Source organism: Prevotella sp. AM42-24 (assembly GCF_003461825.1).
Classification (GTDB): domain Bacteria; phylum Bacteroidota; class Bacteroidia; order Bacteroidales; family Bacteroidaceae; genus Prevotella; species Prevotella hominis.
Genome location: NZ_QTXV01000017.1, coordinates 1 through 19395, shown reverse-complemented (window position 1 = coordinate 19395; position 19395 = coordinate 1). Strand labels below are relative to the sequence as shown.

The window sequence follows — 19395 nt, the reverse complement described above, 5'->3', positions numbered from 1 at the left end:
TAAACTTAATTGAATCATATCATGATTATTTCTCATTTTCTATATGCAGATCTTGCGCCCTCGCCACCTCCGTAGAGGTCTCGCCTATCCAGCCGCAGTTTTGTCTGACACCTGTATATACCCTTACAAAGTCAACTCCTGGCAAATGAATAGGATTCCCTTCCTTGTCCACCGCCCATGAAATATCAAAGGAGCAGAGGTTTTTCTCTTCATTAGGATGATTGTCTACATACCCCCAAGGATAAGCATAGAGCACATAATAGGATTCCACATGACTCTCGTCCACCCCATTTGGTGGTAACAGAGAACCCCGAAATGTCAATTTATCATCATGGAGCCACTCAGGATAGTAACTCTGCGTGTGGAACCTATTTTTGGGGAAATACCCCTGAGTTCCTTGGTTATCCGTCCAAGGAATATAAAGGGTATCCGTCAGCGTACCCTGGGGATTAGGTACAGGAGCATGAACAGATGGACGAGTATAGGTTATCTCATAATTCTTCACCGTCTTGGGATTGTGATACTCACTGCCAGCCAACTCGTACCACTCATCCTCATCAGGCACACCATTGCAGTTTCTGTCAAATGCCACCATCACGATACCTGGCTCCGCAGAGCCACCCTTACGACTAGCGTAATCGGGTATGTCGCTATAAAAGGCATTGCTCTTGATGAAAAAGTCTTTCTGTCCAGGCACATTCACCACAGTATGGTCGAAACCAAAGGTTACATATCCGCCGTATGCTCCCAAGGTTATCATGACATCGTTCACCAAGTCGTCCTCAGCTTTCTGTCGCATGGTTTCCTCATTGTCACCATTTTCATAAAGGGGCATCGTATTTACAAACTGTCCTGGTGCTGGTCGATACTCATACACCTTGGCAGTATATGGACTGTACTCCGTATCCTCATGCACCACCGTTACGGGGAAATCATGGCGGAAACCACGTTCTCCGTCATCGAGACGAAACGATAGGGAATAGGTACCCTCCTTTTCTGCCAAGAACACATAGTCATGGGAAGTAGCCAACAAAGAGTCTCTGCCATCTGGGAGTCGCAAGAGCCACTGATAGCTCTTGCCCTCGTAGCCTGGCGACAAGAGGAGCTTGTGCATACGCTCCACATAATAATAGCCATTCAGTCCAGACGACACATTTTCTATTTCATTGTGACAACTCGACAATCCTATGAGCATCACCCACCCCATCAACAGCGAGAAGATGCGATATTTCATATCAGTTATTTTCTCTTTCATTACACCTTATTTTCTCACCAAAAAACACATGTGCGCAGGAATATCTCCCGTTCGTACACTCCATTTATGCACTCCATATCTATTGTAGCAATGCAACACACCACTCGACACATAATTCTTGGCATCCGTGACATAGATGTCATGAGTCTCTGGATGAACGGCAATACCATAAGGTATGGTAATGTCGCGTTCTGTGCCATCTGTGATAAACAAATCACTCAGTTTCTGCTTGGTCTTCACATTGATAATGCCATAGCTGATGGTATTTTGCTGCGTCTTATTATTCCACTCTGTGGCATAATAATACAGCGAGTCGCCACTGATACAAAAGTCAGAGCAAGGTATGTTGAGCGTATCTGTAACCTGCATCTCATTGCGCCCAAACTTCTTGTCCAGTACAAAGAGTTTGGAACTAACGCCCTCGTAGTCGCCACGAGAGGTAACCCATAGCTTACCATAGGCATCTGCCTTGATGTGATGGAGGTTGATGCCAACAGGTATCTTCTCCACCTGCTTAAAGCCCTCTATCTCTATCACCGACACCGTCTTATCATAGTTGGGTGCCATATATCCACCTGAGTTTGCCACATAGATATACTGTCCCAGTACGCATAGTTCATCGGGTTGGTATCCCACGGTACATCTGCCTACAGTCTTGAGTGAAAGGGTGTCAATCTTATAGACAGCCCCTTGCACCGCATTGGGATTATTGAGTTGCACAGGACCTACATATGACGTGGCATAGGCATATCCTTTATGAAACCGTACATAGCGCACATTGGGAATGTCTATCTGCCCGATTCGGCGAGCCGTACGGGCATCGAGCACTTCTATCTTATTGGAACAGTTAATGACGGCATAGATGCGTGAACCATAAATCTGTATATCATTGCCCACATCGCCCAGTTCCTTGACTACCTGCGGATTACGCTCTGCATAGAGATTGCGCACATAATAGCCTTGCTCGAAGTCCACATAATCGAGCGTACTTTTATTGCTGCCCATGTTTCCCTCATTGAGCAAGTACATACCTACACATTTCTGACCAGGCAGCACCTCTTCGGGGATAATGTCGTACTCGGTAGGCACTACCACCTCATCTTCACGACACCCCACCAAGCAGATGCCCAACATCAAAACTAACAATAGTTTTTTCATCATAACTCAAATGTTAGGGTTACACGATAATTGCGCTTAGGCATCGGATAATTGAGTATTACGTCATAGTCTTGACTCAAGAGATTATTCACCTCCAAAGCCACCTTTGCCTGATAGTTACGCCAACAGAAACTCTTCTGCACGGAAAGGTCATGGGTGTACCAAGGCTGGGTATGGTTGTAGATAATATTCTCTTGCTGATTGTATCGTTCGCCGGTATAGATAAAACTATAGTTCAACCCCCATGTACCATAGTCCATCTGCACGACCGCCGAACCACTATGCCAAGGGATATATGGTATCTGGTCTCGATAATAAGTGTCGGCAGGATTGGTCACATCGATAGCCTGCTGATAGGTATATTGCAAACGGGTGGTAAAATAGAGCTTACGCACCGGACGGAACGTAGCACTCATCTTGGCATCAAGACCATTGATGTGTACCTTGCCCAGATTGAGCATCGTCCATCTGAATTGTGCCCCCTTAGGATAAGCTACAATCTTATCACTCACAAAGTTGCGATAGCCATCTACCTGTACCGCCCACTCATAGAGCAAGCCCTTCATGCGCTTGCTGTAATATGCGAAGCCAATGTCATATTGGGTAGTATATTCAGGATTGAGTTTGGAGTTCCCCATCTCGGCATAATACAAGTCGTTGAATGTCGGCATACGAAAGCTCTTCTTGTAGAAAGCACGCAAAGAGAAGCCCACCTCAGCAAAAGGCTTATAGTAGAGGAATACCGCTGGCATCCAAGTATTCTTGTCGGCTGGCGACTCTACATCGCGAGTCACATCGTGTACATAGTTATACACCACGCTTCCCTGCATCTTGAAACCTCCCCAGGCAAGAGAAGTTGCCAGGGAAAGCATATGATTCCAACGTGTAGGATGCACAAATCCGTACATATCGGCATCCATGTTGTTCCATTGAAAATCATAGGCACCCGATACTTTCCAGAAGTTGGTGATGTCGTATTGATGCTGTGTGGAGAGATAAAACTCCTTTTGGCGATACACATTGTCTATCATCATGACCGTAGTGTCCTTATTCACATACTTAGTGAGAAAATAGGAATACTTGGCAGACAACTTGGTTTGATATTTAGGCGTAAGACGTTTCTGGATATATCCTTGGAAGAAGGAGTTGTTGTCGCTGATGCGCTCACCCCTACGCCATACATTATTGACGATAGCTCCTGGCACACCACGCTCCGAGGTATAGTTGTAAGCCTTGAGCATCCAGCCGCCTCCTTTGATTTGACCGAAGAGTGCACCCTCCATCCTTGTGGCTCGGATATCTCCATTTTGGCGAACTGCCGTGGTATCATACATCAGCTCATCGCCTCTCACCGCCTTGCGACGATAACGAAACTTATACTTGCCACTACTACTCAACCACTCTCCACTGAAGGAAGCACTCACATGGTCAGAAACTTTCAACTCCATGAGCAAGGAAGGATTCACCAAGTCGAAGGACCCCAGCTTCAGTTTTGCTTTCATATTGTAAGTCTTTCCCTCTTCAAACTCAGGCACACGACTTTGCAGATATACCGAACCTGCCGAGGCAAATTCCTTGGCAGTTTGGAATATCTGACTTTTCTGTCCATTATATAGACTGATGGTCTGCATATTGTCAAGCGAATACATACCCAAGTCCACTTGTCCGTTCTGGGCATTAGCGAGTTCGATGCCGTCATAGAACACTCCCACATGATTCGTGCCCATTGAACGAATGTTGATAGTCTTGATGCCACCCACACCGCCATAGTCCTTCAGTTGAACACCCGAAAAGAACCTCAAGGCATCAGCCACGCTCAAACTATTCAGGCGTTGCAGTTCCTCTCCCCCCATAATCTGGGCAGGAATAACGCCAGGCTGGTTATTGCCTACCACAACAACCTCTTTGATGGAATGGATACTATCCAAGCTGCCTACATGCTTTTGGGCATATAACACCACACTTGCCATCATGCACAAGATGCACAATGGTAATCGTTTCATACTCATATACCTTATTATATATGTTTAATACCTTAATATGTCTCCATCACTAACCCATCCCACGGGGTTGGATAGAATCATCGGAATTTCTTATCCTTAAGACAAGCTTCAATGATGTCGTTTCCGATGGCAACGGCAGGTCTTCTGACTTGCGGCCTCCCAGCATCTTCTTGGAAGATATCATTACTTGAAATCATCATTCTTTGATGATATCCAGCAGAAGAAGCAAAACTCATGGCAAGCGGTCTTCCCGAAAAAATGTCAGTGACCATGGTGCTTACCGCAATAAGACGCTTACAGCAGCGGGACTGTCCGGGCTTCTCACCCGATTCCCTTTTAATCACTACGCACCCTCCATGCCTGCGGCGGCAGGAAGTGGCAGCAAACCAATTGCGAGTGCAAAGGTACAATAAAAAAATGAATAAAAGATTATTTCACCTGCTTTTTTATTCTACAAGCGATAAAATAATCTTTCATTCATTTCCTGTTTTATTCTTTTACTTCTTGATTTTATCTTTTTACTCCTTGAGCATTTTATGTTTTCTGAAACATTTATCCTTTTAGGTTTTTCTGAAGTTCGGCGAAATCATCAATGATCCATTCTGCAGCGGCAAGCTGCTCACGGGTTCCGTTACCATAAGTTACGGCACAAGCCCTGCAACCGGCATGATGCGCCATATCCACATCGAAATTCATATCACCAACCACTAAGGTTTCTTCAAGCATATCCTTCACGTCATCAGGCGAAGTTACAGGATTTTTCATTCCTCTCATCTCTCCCAAAGCCTTGAAAACCATATCGGGAGCAGGCTTCACATGCTCCACATCATCGCCCGCCACAATAGAGGAGAAAATATCCTCCAACTGCATCTGTTTCACATATCCATCCAGCGAGCAATGGTTTCTGCTGCTTGCCATTCCCAATACAAATCCGCGATGATGCAACTCCCTGAGCGTTTCTATCACATGAGGAAACGGCTTTACGATCATCGTTTGCTTGTTTTTCAGGAATATCTCGCGATAAGTAGCAGCACACTCCATCCCTTCCTCATCACTCATATCAAAGAGCGAGACGAAAGCCTCATCCAGTCGTAAACCGATAGTCTTGGCACATTCCTCATCCGATTTCACTTCGAGATGCCTGGCCCTCATCGTGTCCTGCAATGTCTTAACGATCAGACTTTGAGAATCTCCGATCGTACCGTCAAAGTCAAAGATAATATATTTCATGTTTCTTCTATAAACTGTTTAAAATCTATTATTGTAAAGATAACTTTCCCGAGATTTCTCTTTACGATTGCAAAGTTAACGATATTTTGCGACTCCACCAAATTTGGGGCAACGATTAAGCCCCACATTGTATCTTTAACAACTTTTACTGATAGAACGGCGAATGTTAAATATTCCATAAATTCTTTGTCAAAAGTTTGCAGATAGTGAAGAAAAGCGTATATTTGCCACAAGAACAGTAAAGAAATTCATTATGAAAAAGAAATTAGTTTTGACAGCAGCTGTCATAGCAGCTCTGTCAGTTGGTTCTTGCAATAGCAAGAAGACCAACAATCAGGAAGCTGACCAAGATAGTCTCAGCTATACAGAGAAGGATTCTCTCGAATCTAATGCCTTCGTCCTCGATTCTATCGCAGGTACTTACGAAGGAACACTCCCTGCAGCCGATTGCCCAGGTATCAAGACCGTGCTCACACTCAATGCCGACAGTACTTACCAGTACTCAGCCGACTATATTGAGCGCAAGGATGGTCACGACGAAGCAAGCGGAATCTTCAAGATGCTGGCTAATGGCGTAGTAGAAATCACCCGCCCTTCAAGTGGCGAGAAGTCATACTACAAGGTAAAGGATGCCCAGAGCCTCATCATGACCGATTCTCTCGGCACAGAACCAGAGGGCGCAATGGCCAAGCACTATGTGCTGACCAAGAAGAAATAAGCCCACAGACTTCAACCGTCAGTATCGTCTCAAAGGACGATATCTGACGGTATAAATCTGGTTGAAGTAAGCCTTCCATTCATTCGGCTCCTTATCGTCGCTTCTGACAATACGGATGCCATAAAACCGGGTGCCCGTCTCCTTGTATTCCTTGAATCTCGACAGCATAGCCTGCGAGGGATTCGGAATCAGAAAGTCGGTTATCCAAAGTACGTCTGCATTCACATAATGCAATCCATCATGATCGAGCAACTCGAACATCTGGCTCATCATTTTTTTCGCAGATGTTCCTCCTCCGATAAAAGGGAGATGACTGGCTGATGCCGTATCTTCCTTCCCTTCCACAATATTGATTCCAATCTTCTTCAGCCGTTCCACCTTTCTCTTAGCCATGAGATCGATGGCACGTGTACTCACCGAGAAATCTATCAGAAAACAGTCTCGCTCCAGTTCTTCTGCCGTTTCTTCTATCAGGGAAATGAGCGTGGAAGATATTCTTTCAGGAGTGCCATACATACTCGCAGAAGTATCGAGGCAGACAATCATAGGACCCTTGCGTGAGGCATGTGTAAAACCGAGTTTGCGGGAAGGCTTAGCCATCTCACTCTTGTAGCGGAAAGTCTGCAACCTACGCGTGCGATACTTATATATAAAGAGTCCCTCCATGTCCTCATCACTGTATTGTGCAAGTTCGAGCGGAAGAAGCGAGTTGAGATCATCGCCCACGGTAATGCCCTCAATATCACTTCCTGAGGAATGTTCCATCTTCATATCGACACCCGAAGCGATGGTCAGCCGGTCCTTACCATTGGCATCCGCCACACGTCCCATCTTCGCTACGATTTCCTTGATTTCAGGATATTGATCCTGTATTTTCATCTCGTTCAGTCGGCGCTCAAATTCCGTCTCTGTCCAGGCGTTCTTCATCATTTCCCATGCCTGAACCGCCCGCTGTTCAGAAATACCCTTCAACTTCATATTGCGGGTTATCTGATCCATCATGCGGACCAATCCGGTCTCGAAATGAGTCTGTCTGAGCGCTATGAAGTCCTTCAATTTAGAAATCACCTGCTGCTCTATACAAGCCTTCCAATCCCTTACCAGCCGTTCCCAGTTCTCAACTTTGGAAGCGCCGATAGAAGAATGCAACCTATCAGTATCTCCATCATGAATTTCTCCATTATGACTAGCTTGAATAGACTCCTCCCCGAAAAGCCGGAGGAAGAAAGTTTTGTCGAATCCATCATTCCGATGCTCCTCATCAATCTGGTCAAGCAAGGGTCTCCAAACCTCTTCGTTCATCCTACGGAAGGGAGTCCAGTCGAGCACATCATCAGCCCGATGACTTTCCGTCCAGGCTCTCTGTCGCTGGAATCTCATGTGGTGAACACATTCCACGATGAATTTTCCTACAGTCTCATAGAAAATCTTGCTCTTGATTCTGCTGTTAACCACCTGGCGCTGGAATTTCTGCACCTCTTCACCTGTCTCTGCAATAGTAACTTTCAAGGTAAAGAGGTGAATCAGATAATCCTTGAGCGGATCTTCCTTCAAATCCCAAGGCATGACAGTACTTGCCGGATCAGGAATTTTCACCTGTCCCGACTTGCAGAAATCATCCAGCATTTTCAGGTAGAACTGGGATTCTACCAAGTCCTTATTGGTCTGATATTTCATTTTTCCATCAGATATTCAGCAAAGATGCGGGCAGCACTCTCCACCTTTGCAGCACAAGGGCGAGATTTGTAGTATTCTGCCGTACGGGCTGAAGCCACATAACTGGACTGTGCCTTCTCATATCCTTTCAGACCGAGGATTTCAGCACAGATGATACTGCCATTCTGCTGCTTTGACTTAGCTAACAAATCCTGCACTACCTTGTAGCAGGCAGACTTGCCCTCGCGGTCGTCGCCCTCGGTCTGACCGCAATCCAGTCCCACCAGCACAACAATACCTGATACTGCGCCACACATCATGCGCATTCTACCCACTCCGCCGCCGAAGCCAGCACCGATACGTTTAGCCATTGTTTCATCGAGACCATACAGATCAGCAAAAGCAGCCACCACAGATTGGCAGCAGCCATAGCCCTGCATGAAATTCTCCACTGCCTGATGCACACGAGCCTCCAGTTCAGGAGACAATATTTGATTTTCTTGATTCATATTTTCTAAATTCTAAAATTGTTTTGCAGAGATGCAGCTTATCTTATGCAAAGATAATGCAAATCGAATGCAGAATATTTTCTGCAAAGTTACTTAAAATCCACGGGAAATACAACTTTCCCTCTAAAAATCCACCACTAACCATTCTATTTTTCCTGCGACCTCTTCTTCTTGTGTTAAATATTCTTTATTCTCAATTATTTTTTTATCATTTTCGGCACATGTATTAGTTTTTTCACTATATTTGCCTTTAATTTCAGAAACTAAAAACTTTATAAAATATGGCATTTATAGATTGCGCAAGTTGGAAACCCCAAAACCAAAACGGTGAGTTTGTTTTTGCATATCGCTACCCTGAGACAAATCTCAGTACCTTTACTCAACTCATAGTAGCTGAGTCACAAGAGGCATTTTTGTTCAGCAAGGGGCAGATGATGGACAAATTTGGTCCAGGCAAGCACACATTGAACTCAGAAAACATCCCTCTTCTCCGCAGGTTATATGGTCTTCCTTTTGGAGGAAACAACCCATTTACTGCAGAGGTGTGGATTGTCAACAAGTTATATCCAGCCAATCTGAGTTGGAATGTCAACAGTATGGCTGTTCATGATGCCGACTATAATACGCTGCTCCCTCTCAAGGCAGAAGGACAGTATGGTCTGTTCGTATCCGATGCAGCAAAATTCCTCATCAAGATGGTAGGCACCAAAGAAGTGTTTACCGAATCTGATATGCTCTCACAGGCCTATGGAGAATTCGCATCTAAGTCAAAGAGCGCCATCATCCAGTTTATGAACAACCAGCGAGTGGGCTTCAAGAGCATCTCAGCCTACCTCAGCAACCTCTCTGATTACATCAAGCAATTTCTGCTTCCTTTCTGGGAGGAATATGGATTGAGTCTCACAAAGTTTTATGTCAACGATATCTCTATCGACACCAGCACACCTGAAGGCAAAAAAATAGCTGACGCCATCGCAAGTCAGGCTTCCATGTCTATCACAGGACATTCCTGGCAACAGGAACAGATGTTTGACATGGCCAACAATGCCGTCAACCAGATGGGCAACCTTTCTGGCGGCAACGGCCTGATTGCCGGTATCATGGCCATGAACATGATGGGCAACGGAGGCATGGGAGGCGGAATGGGTGCAGGTATGATGCAGACGCACAACAATCAGCCTACCTTCTCAGGAAACCAAGGTGGCATGGGAGGAATGCAAGGCGGTATGGGAGGAATGCAACCCAATGCACAGCAAGGTGGCGGCGTGAAAGAAATCTATTGCGCCAACTGTTCCAAGAAACACCTGACTACCGAGCGCTTCTGTCCTCACTGCGGAAGCGAATATAATCCATGTCCGAAATGCGGTGCAGACAATCCAAAGAACGCCAGACGCTGTGTAAGTTGCGGAACGCCATTACAGCAGGCTACGATGGGAGGAGCAACCTGCAATTCCTGCGGTGCCCAACTTACTCCTGGTGCAGCCTTCTGTCCACATTGTGGTGCTCCTCAGACCGTCCGTCCATCAGGCAACCTATGTCCAAGATGTGGTGCAGATATTCCACCTACATCACGGTTCTGTCCTAAGTGTGGCCAAAAAATATAATTATTCACTTTTAAAATCTTTATGATTATGAGCGCCAAAAACATATTCCATATCCTCGCCATCCTGCTTGGCTATGGACTCATCATTAGCGGTTTCTTTGTCCTGGGAGCAACCCTGGAAGACAATATCAAGTTGCTCGACATCTTCATGTCTTGCCTGATTTTCACCCAATTTGTAGAATTTACCCTCTTCCCACTTGTCAATCTGAACGAGAAGGCTCACAAGGAAGTGGGCATGTTGGGCATCCATCTGTTAACTGTCAATGTCTGCAGTCTGTTATCCATCTGCCTCATGGTGGCAGGTATCATGAACGACCTGTCTTTCAAGATCCAGCTCATTGGTCAGCTTGCAATCATCTTCATAGCCCTGGTAGGTCGCCTGGCTTCCTCACATGCAGGTGAGAAGGTAGAACAGTGCTATCAGAGAGAAGAAAACCAGGTGTTGGGCAAGAAATGGCTAAAATCTACCATGGAAAATCTCATGGAAGATGCAATACAGACCAAGGAACTGGATGAGATGACCCGAAACAAAATCCAGCAAATCAACGAAGATATCCGTTATATCACTCCTTCCTGCACTTCAGAAGCTAAGGAGATAGACCAGCAGTTCTGTCAACTGGCAGAATCTCTAAGAGTTATGATGAGAGACGTTACCATCAACCAAAACCGGATAGCTGAGGAAGTAGAACACCTCCATCGAATTCTCATCAGGAGAAAAAATGCGAGATAAAGTTACAAGCACAAGAGAAACCATGTAGTAAAAGTATTCATTTTAAAATAACTAATAACTATGGCATCAACCGGTAAAATTTTTAGCGATTCGAGCAATATCTACCAAGACCAGGCTCGACTCTTGTTTAACTATTACGAACAAGCCGCAGAACAGATCGTAAAGCAGGAAGAAGCTATCGAAAAGCAAATCAGCGACCTCGAAGCTTACCGTCAGGAAATCGAAATCAAGAAAAGCGACATCTGGAAATGGTTCCTCACCATCATCGCTTTCTTCATGTACTTCATCCGTAAGAAGCAATATGAAGAACAGATTCTGGAAATCGATGAAAGAATCGGAGAAAAGAAAAAGGAACATGAAAACATCTTCCGTGACTACAAAGTGACCAAAATGGGCGTGGCTTACGTGCCTGTAGCTCAACAAATGGCATACGAGGACAAATGTTTCGTGGTAGATTACTCCGGAAATGTTCCGATGTCTCACGTCAGCCTTCAGATGTCACGCCAGAACGATCTGCTGGTAGAGACAATGACACAAATGGAGAAACTGACGAAGGAAGCTCCTATCGTAGAAACCTCTGATGAGCCAGAAACCATTGACACCAACGATTATTCCCTCTCTATTCAGGAAGTCAACCAGAGCGACTATATCGGCAAACTGGACCGCTCTATCCGTACCATCTCTTACTGCATGAACGATACGGAAGTAAAGTCTGTTGACCTTCCATTGGTAGCCGACCACAGTGATTTTTTAGGATTCCTCAATGAATATGCTACCAGCGATACCGCCGGACATCCGATTGTCAAGGTATTCGACGACAAGAAATACAACAGTGAGATAGACGACTTCTGCAAATTAAACCAACTCAAGGATTCCCTTTCAAACGATACAGAGCAGTTCGAGGATGTACTGAAGCACCTCATGCACACCATGGCGATGTCTGTACAGACTGTCTCTGCCATGAAACTCGCATCTACCGACAAGGTGGTCAACAAGTCAAACGACTTGCTCTTCAAAATTCTCAAGGCTCCTTACAATCATTATTCCCCATTGTTGGAAGCAGAGGAAATCAGAAGAATCAAGAACGAAAAGTTCGACTATTCTGACTCCATTCAAGGTTACGAACCATTCCAGCTCAGAGATAGTTCCAGAGTTCGCTACAACCTCTTTGCAGACGAGTGGACAGCAGAAGACAACAGTACCTCCAACGTCCCATTCGGCGTACATCAGATTTATGAAGAAATCGTTGCACCTATGGTACAACGCCTCATGATGGAAAACCGCATCGAGAGAATTCGTGTATATAGCCATATCCATGACCAGAAACTGAGCTACCTCAACAAGTGGCATCAGGACGTAGATGCTTTCTATCGTTCCAACCACGCAGAAAGTGCCGACATTATTAATAATATGCAACAGACGCTGAGTGAATATGTAGAAGCCTACAACACGCTGGCACAGTTGCAGAAAACCCTCGACTCGATGGGACAGGAAGGAGCCTCCCTCGACAATACCATCGTACAGAAAGAGGACAATACAATGGAAAATCTGGCAGCCTTCGAACTGCAAGCACAGGAATTCAAGAAAGCACAGGAAGATTTCAGCGACTATATGGACCGTCTGCAGGAAGACATCGCACTGAAGGCAGAAAAGTTCGGTCACGTGGAATTCTACGATGCAAGACTGCAGGATGGTTACTCCAACACGATGGCTGTGGCAGCCAGCGAGGTACAGACACTCGATGAGCGCCGCAAGCCATTGGCTTCTACCAACCCACTGCTCGCCAAGGAATCCGTACTGCTGCCTGAGCCAAACGTCGAGAACCTCACCTACGAGCATCTTTCACTCAACCTCCCTTCACTTGCCATCAATGCACTTGATGAAGTAAGCCGTATTTCCATCGAGGGAAAACAGGAGGAGAATACTGCCGTATCAGTTCAGGAGGAAAATCCAGTTGGAACGAATCAGGAGGAGAACCTTCCTGAAGGAAACAAGGAAGAAGATACTGCTGATACCAATCTGGATGATGATCTTCTTGAAGCAAATCTGGATGGAATTCTTTCTGAAGAGGATGAAGAAGACAGAGAGGATTCCGAGGATGAAGAGAATGAGCAAAATAAAGACAATTAAATAATAGGAGGAGAAAACTATGTCAACAACAATCAGTTGCAGAGTCGATACCAAACCGATGGCTGAGGAACTCCATAGCGTTTCCAATCATGTGAAAGGAACAACTGCGGCGGTCACCACCATGCAGGCTGCGGTTATCGCTGCCGAAAACAGCGGCGCCAATAAGGTTTGCAGTAATGTAAACAGAGGGTTCTTCACCTTGATGTGCTCACAGATTTCACAGAAAATCGCAAGCAAGCATAGCCGTGTAGAAGCACTTCTCATGCACTTAGGACAACAGAAACGCATCCTCATGGGCATCAAGAATAATATGGAACGCGAATATGGAAGAATCTGTGAAAGATACCATCGCATCTTCACCAGCATCAACAAGGAGTTGGAACAGAGAATACGCCAGATAGACCAACCTGTTTTCGAATTGGTCAACAAGAATATGGTTACTGCTTCCAATCGTATGAATGCGCTTACGGGATGGGCTGCCAACTCACAGATAGAAGGACTTACAGACAGTCAGAGAATCCTGATGTCCAAGATGAAGTACAATGCGCAATACGCACTAGAGCAGTCTGCCGACTTCCTGGCTCAAATAGGAAAGCAAAGAGTACTGACCAATCAGATCCTGATTTCCAATGTACAGGGCAATGAGGACAAGACTTGCCAGATTCCGGTCATCATCTGTGAAAGTATCAGCGATACAGCCAGCATCCCAAGAACAGAGGTATGGACACCAGATGACCTTTCTTCTGCCAATGCTTCACAAATCAACAATGTGATCCGTGAAAAAGACATGGAATGGAAAGACGAGAAATGGTCAGCCCAAGTGGACGAAGAGTTCAACCGCCTGGTGGATTCTTCCAACGCATCACAGAGAGTTAAGCAGATGATTCAAAAGCTGTATACTACAGCCGAGTCAAAAACACTATAATCAGTAAGCTATGAGTTATACAGAAAGTTTTAGCAGAACCATTGCGGTTCACTATAGTGGCACTGTTACGGTAAACTACCCGGCTTCTGAGCATGGTGGTTCCACAACCGCATCATATAGCGGAACTGCTTACGAGCAAGTGGATGTTGATATTCATGTGGACACCGCTCCTTTTGATGCCAGCGTAGCCAACTGCAATAATCATGTGAATGGACTCACCGCCAGTGTGGGTGCAATGAATACAGCCCAATGTATCGCTATCAGGAAGAATGCAGACAAAGTTTCCAAGGCTCTCATCGACGGATTTTTCCACACGGTAAGAACAGACATGGGAACTCAGAAGGCTGAGCTGGAACAGGTTATCAATGCCCGATTGCTCCTACTCAGACAGCAAGCAACCTCGCTCAAGGCAATACAGGACACAATGGCTGAGGATTATGCGCGCACCACAGCCCGGTATCAGAAAATATTCAATGATTTGAATAGGGAACTATCCAATCGTATCCACGAGATAGACCAGCCTGTTTTCAAACTGGTAGAAGGTGTAGAGAAACAAAACGACCGAATGCTTCATACCGACATGGTACAGACGGTGGCTACCATCAGCAAGGAGAGTAGTGTGCTTCAGGCGCAGGTCAATACTGCATCTGTCAAGAATCATACACTCCAGGCGATGACTCAAGCTCAGAACTTCCTCATGTCAAAAGCCCTTTCTGACCGTGCAATTCAAAATACCTGCATCGATGGAAGTGGAAAGGATGGCTATTGGGTTCCCGTATGCTATATGAAAACCGAATCGGAGAATCATCAGGTAGAACGCCAATGTCTGGTTCCTGACTATCTATCTTCCAGAGACAAAGACATGGAGTACAAACTCTGTCAGCAGTTGGATGAGATGGATTTCAACCAAGAAACAGAGACTGCAGAAGAACAGGTGAAGTCGTATGTCCAGTCAGAAATAGCAACCCATATCAAGGGCAGTGATCCTCACTCCATGCGAGTAAAGGACATGATCAACAAATTGTTAAATCAGTAATCTTTCTTATCATGAGCAATCTAAAAGAATTACATATCACGGATACCAATCTCCGTTTGGAAAATCATATCGTAAAGGGCGGCATCTTGCCAAACAAGATCGCCGAACTGTCAAGAACAGTCAACGTGGTGGGCGAGACTGTGGTAGAAGGTCCTCTCTATGCCAGCAAACTCACCATCGAAGCTGCTCCTTTTGAAGTGAAAGGCGCCGTTTTTACACAGAAAGAGATTTACATCAATAATGATGTAGAAGGCAATGTAACCTTCAAAAAGGCTGTAGGCTCTGCCACATCTGTCGTAACAAGAGCCACCAGATGCAATACCACTTTCTGTTCTGACGTCAATGCCAAGAGCATCACGCTGACCAATGCCTTTGTGGCTGGCAGCTTGTATGGAGATGAAATCGAACTGGACAATTGTGTTGTCATCGGTGGAGTTTTCGCTACACAGTCACTGTCTGTCAAAAACTCCGTAGTGGGCACATTTATCTCTCCTTTTGTAGAAATGGACGGCATCATCCACCTCTTGCTTCCGTCAGTATTCAGCGTGGAAAGAGTGAACTACACACCTGCCAGTCACCTATATTCACTGGCTTTGGCAGATCTGGGGTCACTATACCGCCATCAGGAAGAAGCACCGGAAAGTGGAAAGATAGAGATTAACCTCGCTTCAGATGACTTGCGCACCACCCTGACTGATAATAACCAGCAACGTACTCTCCACAGTTATAGTGTAGTAGGTAAGGTTTTGGCAGCCGACCTGATAGACACGGACAAGTTCCAGAATCACTTCCTTTTGACCGCAGCAGCATTAGGTCCACAACTGTTGAAGACGTATGATTTGGGAATCGATAAGGAAGGCAATCCTGCCGTATTGACAGTAGATCGCATCCGCGAATTTTTCTTTGAAATACAGCAAGGAAAGATTAAGATAAAGGATCTTGATGGTTCATTCAGTATCGAACAGTTTGCCAAGACGCTGTAAGGCCAAGAATATTTTAGAAGAAAATTTCTAAAAAAATAAAATAGAAAGAGAGGGTTGAGAACAATACAATCAGTTTCTCAACCCTCTCTTTCTTTATCTATAATCCTCATACAGTTTCATTGTGTCCTGTCTTGTGAAGGCAAGTTCCTTATAGAAGTCTCTCAGATAAGCTGAGATTTCATTTTTATCATCAGACGAAACAAAGAGATTCTCACCCAAACGTCTCTCCAGCGAACTCAGACCATCGGAGAGAGCTTCTATTTCTCCCTCATAATCTCTGCCCTCATCCGGGCTCTTACGAATGCGATGATACTTGATGTCTTCAGCAAGCGCATTCTTCATCTCCACCAGTTTCTCTGCCAAAGGAGCAAAAAGAGCACGGATCACAATAGTACGGATGGCATCCCTTTCCTCCGGTTCCTGCCAGAGACAATGATAGATAGGAAGCAAGTCGCAGCAATCAACCTCTTCCCTGTCCTGCATGAAAGCAGAAGTACGGAGCAGACGGGCAATATTCTTCCAGCGACGATCGCTCACGTAGATATTCCTGCGCTCAGCAGCCTCATCCACATTCACGGCTCTCAAGGATTTACGAATGACGGAAATGACATCCAGCACCTCCTCCTTTACGCCTATCTTATTGATATTCTCCGACCATTCCGCATACTCTTCTGCAGTAATAGCATTTGAATTCTTCACTCTTCGTTCTTCACTCTTCACCTCCAAGAGCATCGCCCTGAAATTCGATTCCTTCTTAATCGGACGACTCTCAATGCGAATGACAAATCGGTCCCAGAGAGCCTCCAAACCCTCGCCCTTTGCCGGCAACTCATTGCTGGCAGCCACTAGAAGTTTCAGCGGAAGGTGCATCTCCCGATTACCATTGCGGAACAGTTTTTCATTGATCACCGTGAGAAGCGTATTCTGAATAGCAGGCCCCGCCTTCCAGATTTCATCCAGAAAGACCACATCAGCAGTAGGCAGATAACCATCCACCGCACGTTCATAAGTATCAGAAGACTTTAATTTCTGAATACTCACAGGACCGAAGATTTCATCAGGAGTAGAGAAACGCGACATCAGGTACTCAAAACTATGAGCATCTCTGAAAGCAGTCTTCAACTGACGGGCCACCATACTCTTCGCTACTCCAGGAGGGCCTAAAAGAATAACGCTCTCGCCTGCCAGAGCGGCAAGGAGCGAGAGCGAAATTTCTGTATCTTTTTCATATATGCCCCGGTTCATTTCCTGGAGCAAAAGTTTAAATCTTTCCAGCATGCAATTACTTTACGTTGCCCACCTTAATCAAGTACTCAGCAATCTGCACAGCATTCAGGGCAGCACCCTTACGAATCTGGTCGCCAGTGAGCCACAAAGTATTGCCGTTGTCATCAGCCAAATCCTTGCGGATACGACCTACATAGACATCATCCTTACCAGCGCTCTCCAATGGCATTGGATAAACGTAGTTCTGAGCATCATCCTTCACAGTAACGCCAGGAGCAGCTTCCAAAGCCTTGCGGATATCCTCTACTGCCAATGGCTTCTCTGTCTCAAACCATACACTCTCTGAGTGAGAACGGAGAGAAGAAACACGCACACAAGTAGCACTGGTGCGAACATCAGAGTGCATAATCTTGCGAGTCTCGTTATACATCTTCATCTCCTCCTTGGTGTAATCATTTGGAGTCATCTTGTCTATCTGTGGAATGACATTGTAAGCCAACTGATGAGGGAACTTATTGATATGATCAGTCTTACCAGTCTCAATGATGTCCTTATACTGCTGCTCAAGTTCAGCCATAGCTGCAGCACCAGCACCAGAAGCACTCTGGTAAGAAGAGATATGAATCTTCTTGATATGACTCAAGTCATCGATAGGCTTCAAAACCACTACCATCATAATAGTAGTACAGTTAGGGTTGGCGATGATATTACGAGGGCGGTTCAGCGCATCCTCAGCATTCACCTCAGGCACAACCAGAGGCACATCGTCGCACATACGGAATGCACTTGAGTTATCTATCATGACAGCACCATACTTAGTAATGGTCTCAGCAAATTCCTCAGAAGTACCACCACCAGCAGATGTGAAAGCAATATCGACATCTTTAAAGTCATCGTTATGCTGCAAAAGTTTGACCTCATAGTCCTTTCCCTTGAAGTTGTATTTTCGTCCAGCAGAACGCTCAGAACCAAACAACACCAAATCATCCATTGGGAAATTTCTCTCTGCAAGGATGCGCAAGAATTCCTGACCTACTGCGCCACTTGCACCAACAATTGCTACTTTCATAATCGAATCTTTTTAATTTAAAAGTTGTTATAAGTGTGAACTTGGAAACGAGAAACTGCAAAAAACTGCATATTATCTCAAATCCGCTGCAAAGTTAAGACTTTTTCTGTTAAACCAAGCATATTTTTGCAAGAATTGTTGCTTTTTGCTGCATTTTTCTCATTTTTACTTACATTTCTATCAACAAGCCTGCATTTTTACTAAAAAAACATGCATTTCTATGGTTTTAAGGGTCTATACGTCACGTTTTCATCGTGGTGGCATATAGACCCTTGTCCTGTCACATGAAAAAAGCAATCTCTAACTTTTTCAGAAACTTTTCCCAGAAAGCTCTTGCGGGTTTGGAAATAAAGTCGTAACTTTGCGCTGTAGATTTTAAAACAGATGGTTATGAAGTACTTAGATCCTAAGGCAGACCTCACGTTCAAGAAGATATTCGGCAATCATCCTAAAAGACTGATCAGCCTTCTGAACGCACTCCTGCCACTCAGCGAAGAGGAGCAGATACACGAAATCAAGTATTTGCCCACAGAACTTGTGCCCCAGCTCGAAGGGGGCAAGAACACCATTGTGGATGTACTCTGCACAGATGTCAGCGGCAGGAAGTTCTGCGTGGAAATGCAGATGGAATGGTCTGAAGCCTTCCAGCAGCGAGTACTGTTCAATGCATCCAAGCTCTATGTGAGTCAGGCTAAAAAGGGAGGAAAATATAGTGAACTCCAACCTGTGTATTCTCTCAACCTGATAAATGATATCTTTGCGCATGATACTCCAGATTTCATCCACAACTACCGCATCGTGCACGATAAGGACAGTAATAAGGTAATCAAAGGCTTGCATTTCACTTTCATAGAACTCCCGAAGTTCACTCCACATTCCATTGCCGACAAGCGCATGATGGTTTTGTGGCTCCGTTTCCTCACAGAAATCAATTCCAATACGAAGGAGATTCCTGCCGATTTGCTTAATGATCCGGAGATAGGAAAAGCCGTAGAAGAACTGGAGATTTCCGGTTTCACTGATGCCGAACTCTGGGCCTACGACAAATTCTGGGATTCCGTAAGCGTTGAAAGAACCCTCATAGACGACAGCTACCAGAAGGGTAAGGAAGAGGGTAAGGAAGAAGGCAAACATGAGGCCAACACAGAAACAGCACAACGATT

17 protein-coding genes and 1 riboswitch are annotated in these 19395 nt (G+C 45.2%); of the genes, 8 read left to right on the top strand and 9 right to left on the bottom strand.

All coding sequences use genetic code 11. The annotated features are described in order from the left end of the window. Nucleotides 1-25: 25 nt before the first annotated feature. The 4 genes from DW917_RS07245 to DW917_RS07230 all read right to left on the bottom strand — a co-directional run bounded on the left by DW917_RS07245 (nt 26) and on the right by DW917_RS07230 (nt 5646). The gene (locus tag DW917_RS07245; RefSeq protein ID WP_233524664.1) at nt 26-1255 is read right to left on the bottom strand and encodes a cell surface protein; all 1230 of its coding nucleotides are present in this window, start codon (nt 1253-1255) and stop codon (nt 26-28) included. A 6-nt stretch (nt 1256-1261) separates the two neighbouring features. Then, entirely contained in the window at nt 1262-2413 is a 1152-nt protein-coding gene (locus DW917_RS07240; protein WP_118117396.1) for a YncE family protein, read from the bottom strand. Continuing rightward, nucleotides 2413-4416, bottom strand: coding sequence for a TonB-dependent receptor (locus tag DW917_RS07235; RefSeq protein ID WP_118117394.1), 2004 nt, complete (start codon nt 4414-4416; stop codon nt 2413-2415). The genes DW917_RS07240 and DW917_RS07235 overlap by 1 nt, the downstream gene beginning before the upstream one ends. Before the next feature lie 116 nt (nt 4417-4532). Beyond that, nucleotides 4533-4822, bottom strand: a riboswitch (cobalamin riboswitch). A gap of 146 nt (nt 4823-4968) precedes the next feature. Beyond that, the gene (locus DW917_RS07230; protein ID WP_118117341.1) at nt 4969-5646 is read right to left on the bottom strand and encodes an HAD family hydrolase; all 678 of its coding nucleotides are present in this window, start codon (nt 5644-5646) and stop codon (nt 4969-4971) included. A 253-nt stretch (nt 5647-5899) separates the two neighbouring features. Here DW917_RS07230 and DW917_RS07220 point away from each other — a divergent pair, with 253 nt between their 5' ends. After that, entirely contained in the window at nt 5900-6364 is a 465-nt protein-coding gene (locus DW917_RS07220; protein WP_118117339.1) for a copper resistance protein NlpE, read from the top strand. Nucleotides 6365-6382: 18 nt separating this feature from the next. On the opposite strand, the gene DW917_RS07215 is transcribed toward DW917_RS07220, so the two are convergent. From DW917_RS07215 to DW917_RS17200, 3 genes are all read right to left on the bottom strand, one after another. Beyond that, a complete protein-coding gene (locus DW917_RS07215; RefSeq protein WP_118117338.1) occupies nt 6383-8041 on the bottom strand; it encodes a kinase in 1659 nt (552 codons plus the stop codon). Continuing rightward, nucleotides 8038-8529: a C-GCAxxG-C-C family protein gene (locus tag DW917_RS07210; protein ID WP_022110774.1), complete on the bottom strand. Its 492-nt coding sequence runs from the start codon at nt 8527-8529 to the stop codon at nt 8038-8040. Before DW917_RS07210 ends, DW917_RS07215 begins: the two co-directional genes overlap by 4 nt. 123 nt (nt 8530-8652) lie before the next feature. After that, a complete protein-coding gene (locus DW917_RS17200; RefSeq protein WP_158570080.1) occupies nt 8653-8817 on the bottom strand; it encodes a hypothetical protein in 165 nt (54 codons plus the stop codon). On the opposite strand from DW917_RS17200, the gene DW917_RS07205 reads away from it, so the two are divergent. From DW917_RS07205 to DW917_RS07180, 6 genes are read left to right on the top strand one after another with little or no spacing between them, the layout of a single operon-like run. Next, nucleotides 8811-10133 carry an SPFH domain-containing protein gene (locus DW917_RS07205; protein ID WP_118117337.1) on the top strand — a complete coding sequence of 441 codons (1323 nt, stop codon included), beginning with the start codon at nt 8811-8813 and terminating at the stop codon, nt 10131-10133. The two genes, DW917_RS17200 and DW917_RS07205, sit on opposite strands and share 7 nt — an antisense overlap. 27 nt (nt 10134-10160) lie before the next feature. After that, nucleotides 10161-10862 carry a hypothetical protein gene (locus tag DW917_RS07200; protein WP_147344134.1) on the top strand — a complete coding sequence of 234 codons (702 nt, stop codon included), beginning with the start codon at nt 10161-10163 and terminating at the stop codon, nt 10860-10862. Nucleotides 10863-10922: 60 nt separating this feature from the next. Then, the gene (locus DW917_RS07195; protein WP_199545503.1) at nt 10923-12992 is read left to right on the top strand and encodes a hypothetical protein; all 2070 of its coding nucleotides are present in this window, start codon (nt 10923-10925) and stop codon (nt 12990-12992) included. Nucleotides 12993-13011: 19 nt separating this feature from the next. Continuing rightward, nucleotides 13012-13917 carry a hypothetical protein gene (locus tag DW917_RS07190; protein ID WP_147344133.1) on the top strand — a complete coding sequence of 302 codons (906 nt, stop codon included), beginning with the start codon at nt 13012-13014 and terminating at the stop codon, nt 13915-13917. Between the two features lie 10 nt (nt 13918-13927). Further along, nucleotides 13928-14953, top strand: coding sequence for a hypothetical protein (locus DW917_RS07185; RefSeq protein ID WP_118117334.1), 1026 nt, complete (start codon nt 13928-13930; stop codon nt 14951-14953). Nucleotides 14954-14964: 11 nt separating this feature from the next. Continuing rightward, a complete protein-coding gene (locus DW917_RS07180; RefSeq protein WP_118117333.1) occupies nt 14965-15936 on the top strand; it encodes a hypothetical protein in 972 nt (323 codons plus the stop codon). A gap of 93 nt (nt 15937-16029) precedes the next feature. On the opposite strand, the gene DW917_RS07175 is transcribed toward DW917_RS07180, so the two are convergent. Together DW917_RS07175 and DW917_RS07170 are read right to left on the bottom strand one after the other, a co-directional pair. Continuing rightward, nucleotides 16030-17214, bottom strand: coding sequence for an AAA family ATPase (locus DW917_RS07175; RefSeq protein WP_118117332.1), 1185 nt, complete (start codon nt 17212-17214; stop codon nt 16030-16032). A gap of 4 nt (nt 17215-17218) precedes the next feature. Further along, nucleotides 17219-18232, bottom strand: a complete 1014-nt coding sequence (locus tag DW917_RS07170; RefSeq protein WP_022110772.1) for an aspartate-semialdehyde dehydrogenase — start codon at nt 18230-18232, stop codon at nt 17219-17221. 390 nt (nt 18233-18622) lie between these two features. Here DW917_RS07170 and DW917_RS07165 point away from each other — a divergent pair. Next, a partial coding sequence (locus DW917_RS07165) for an Rpn family recombination-promoting nuclease/putative transposase (protein WP_233524663.1) occupies nt 18623-19395 on the top strand: 773 nt, incomplete at its 3' end.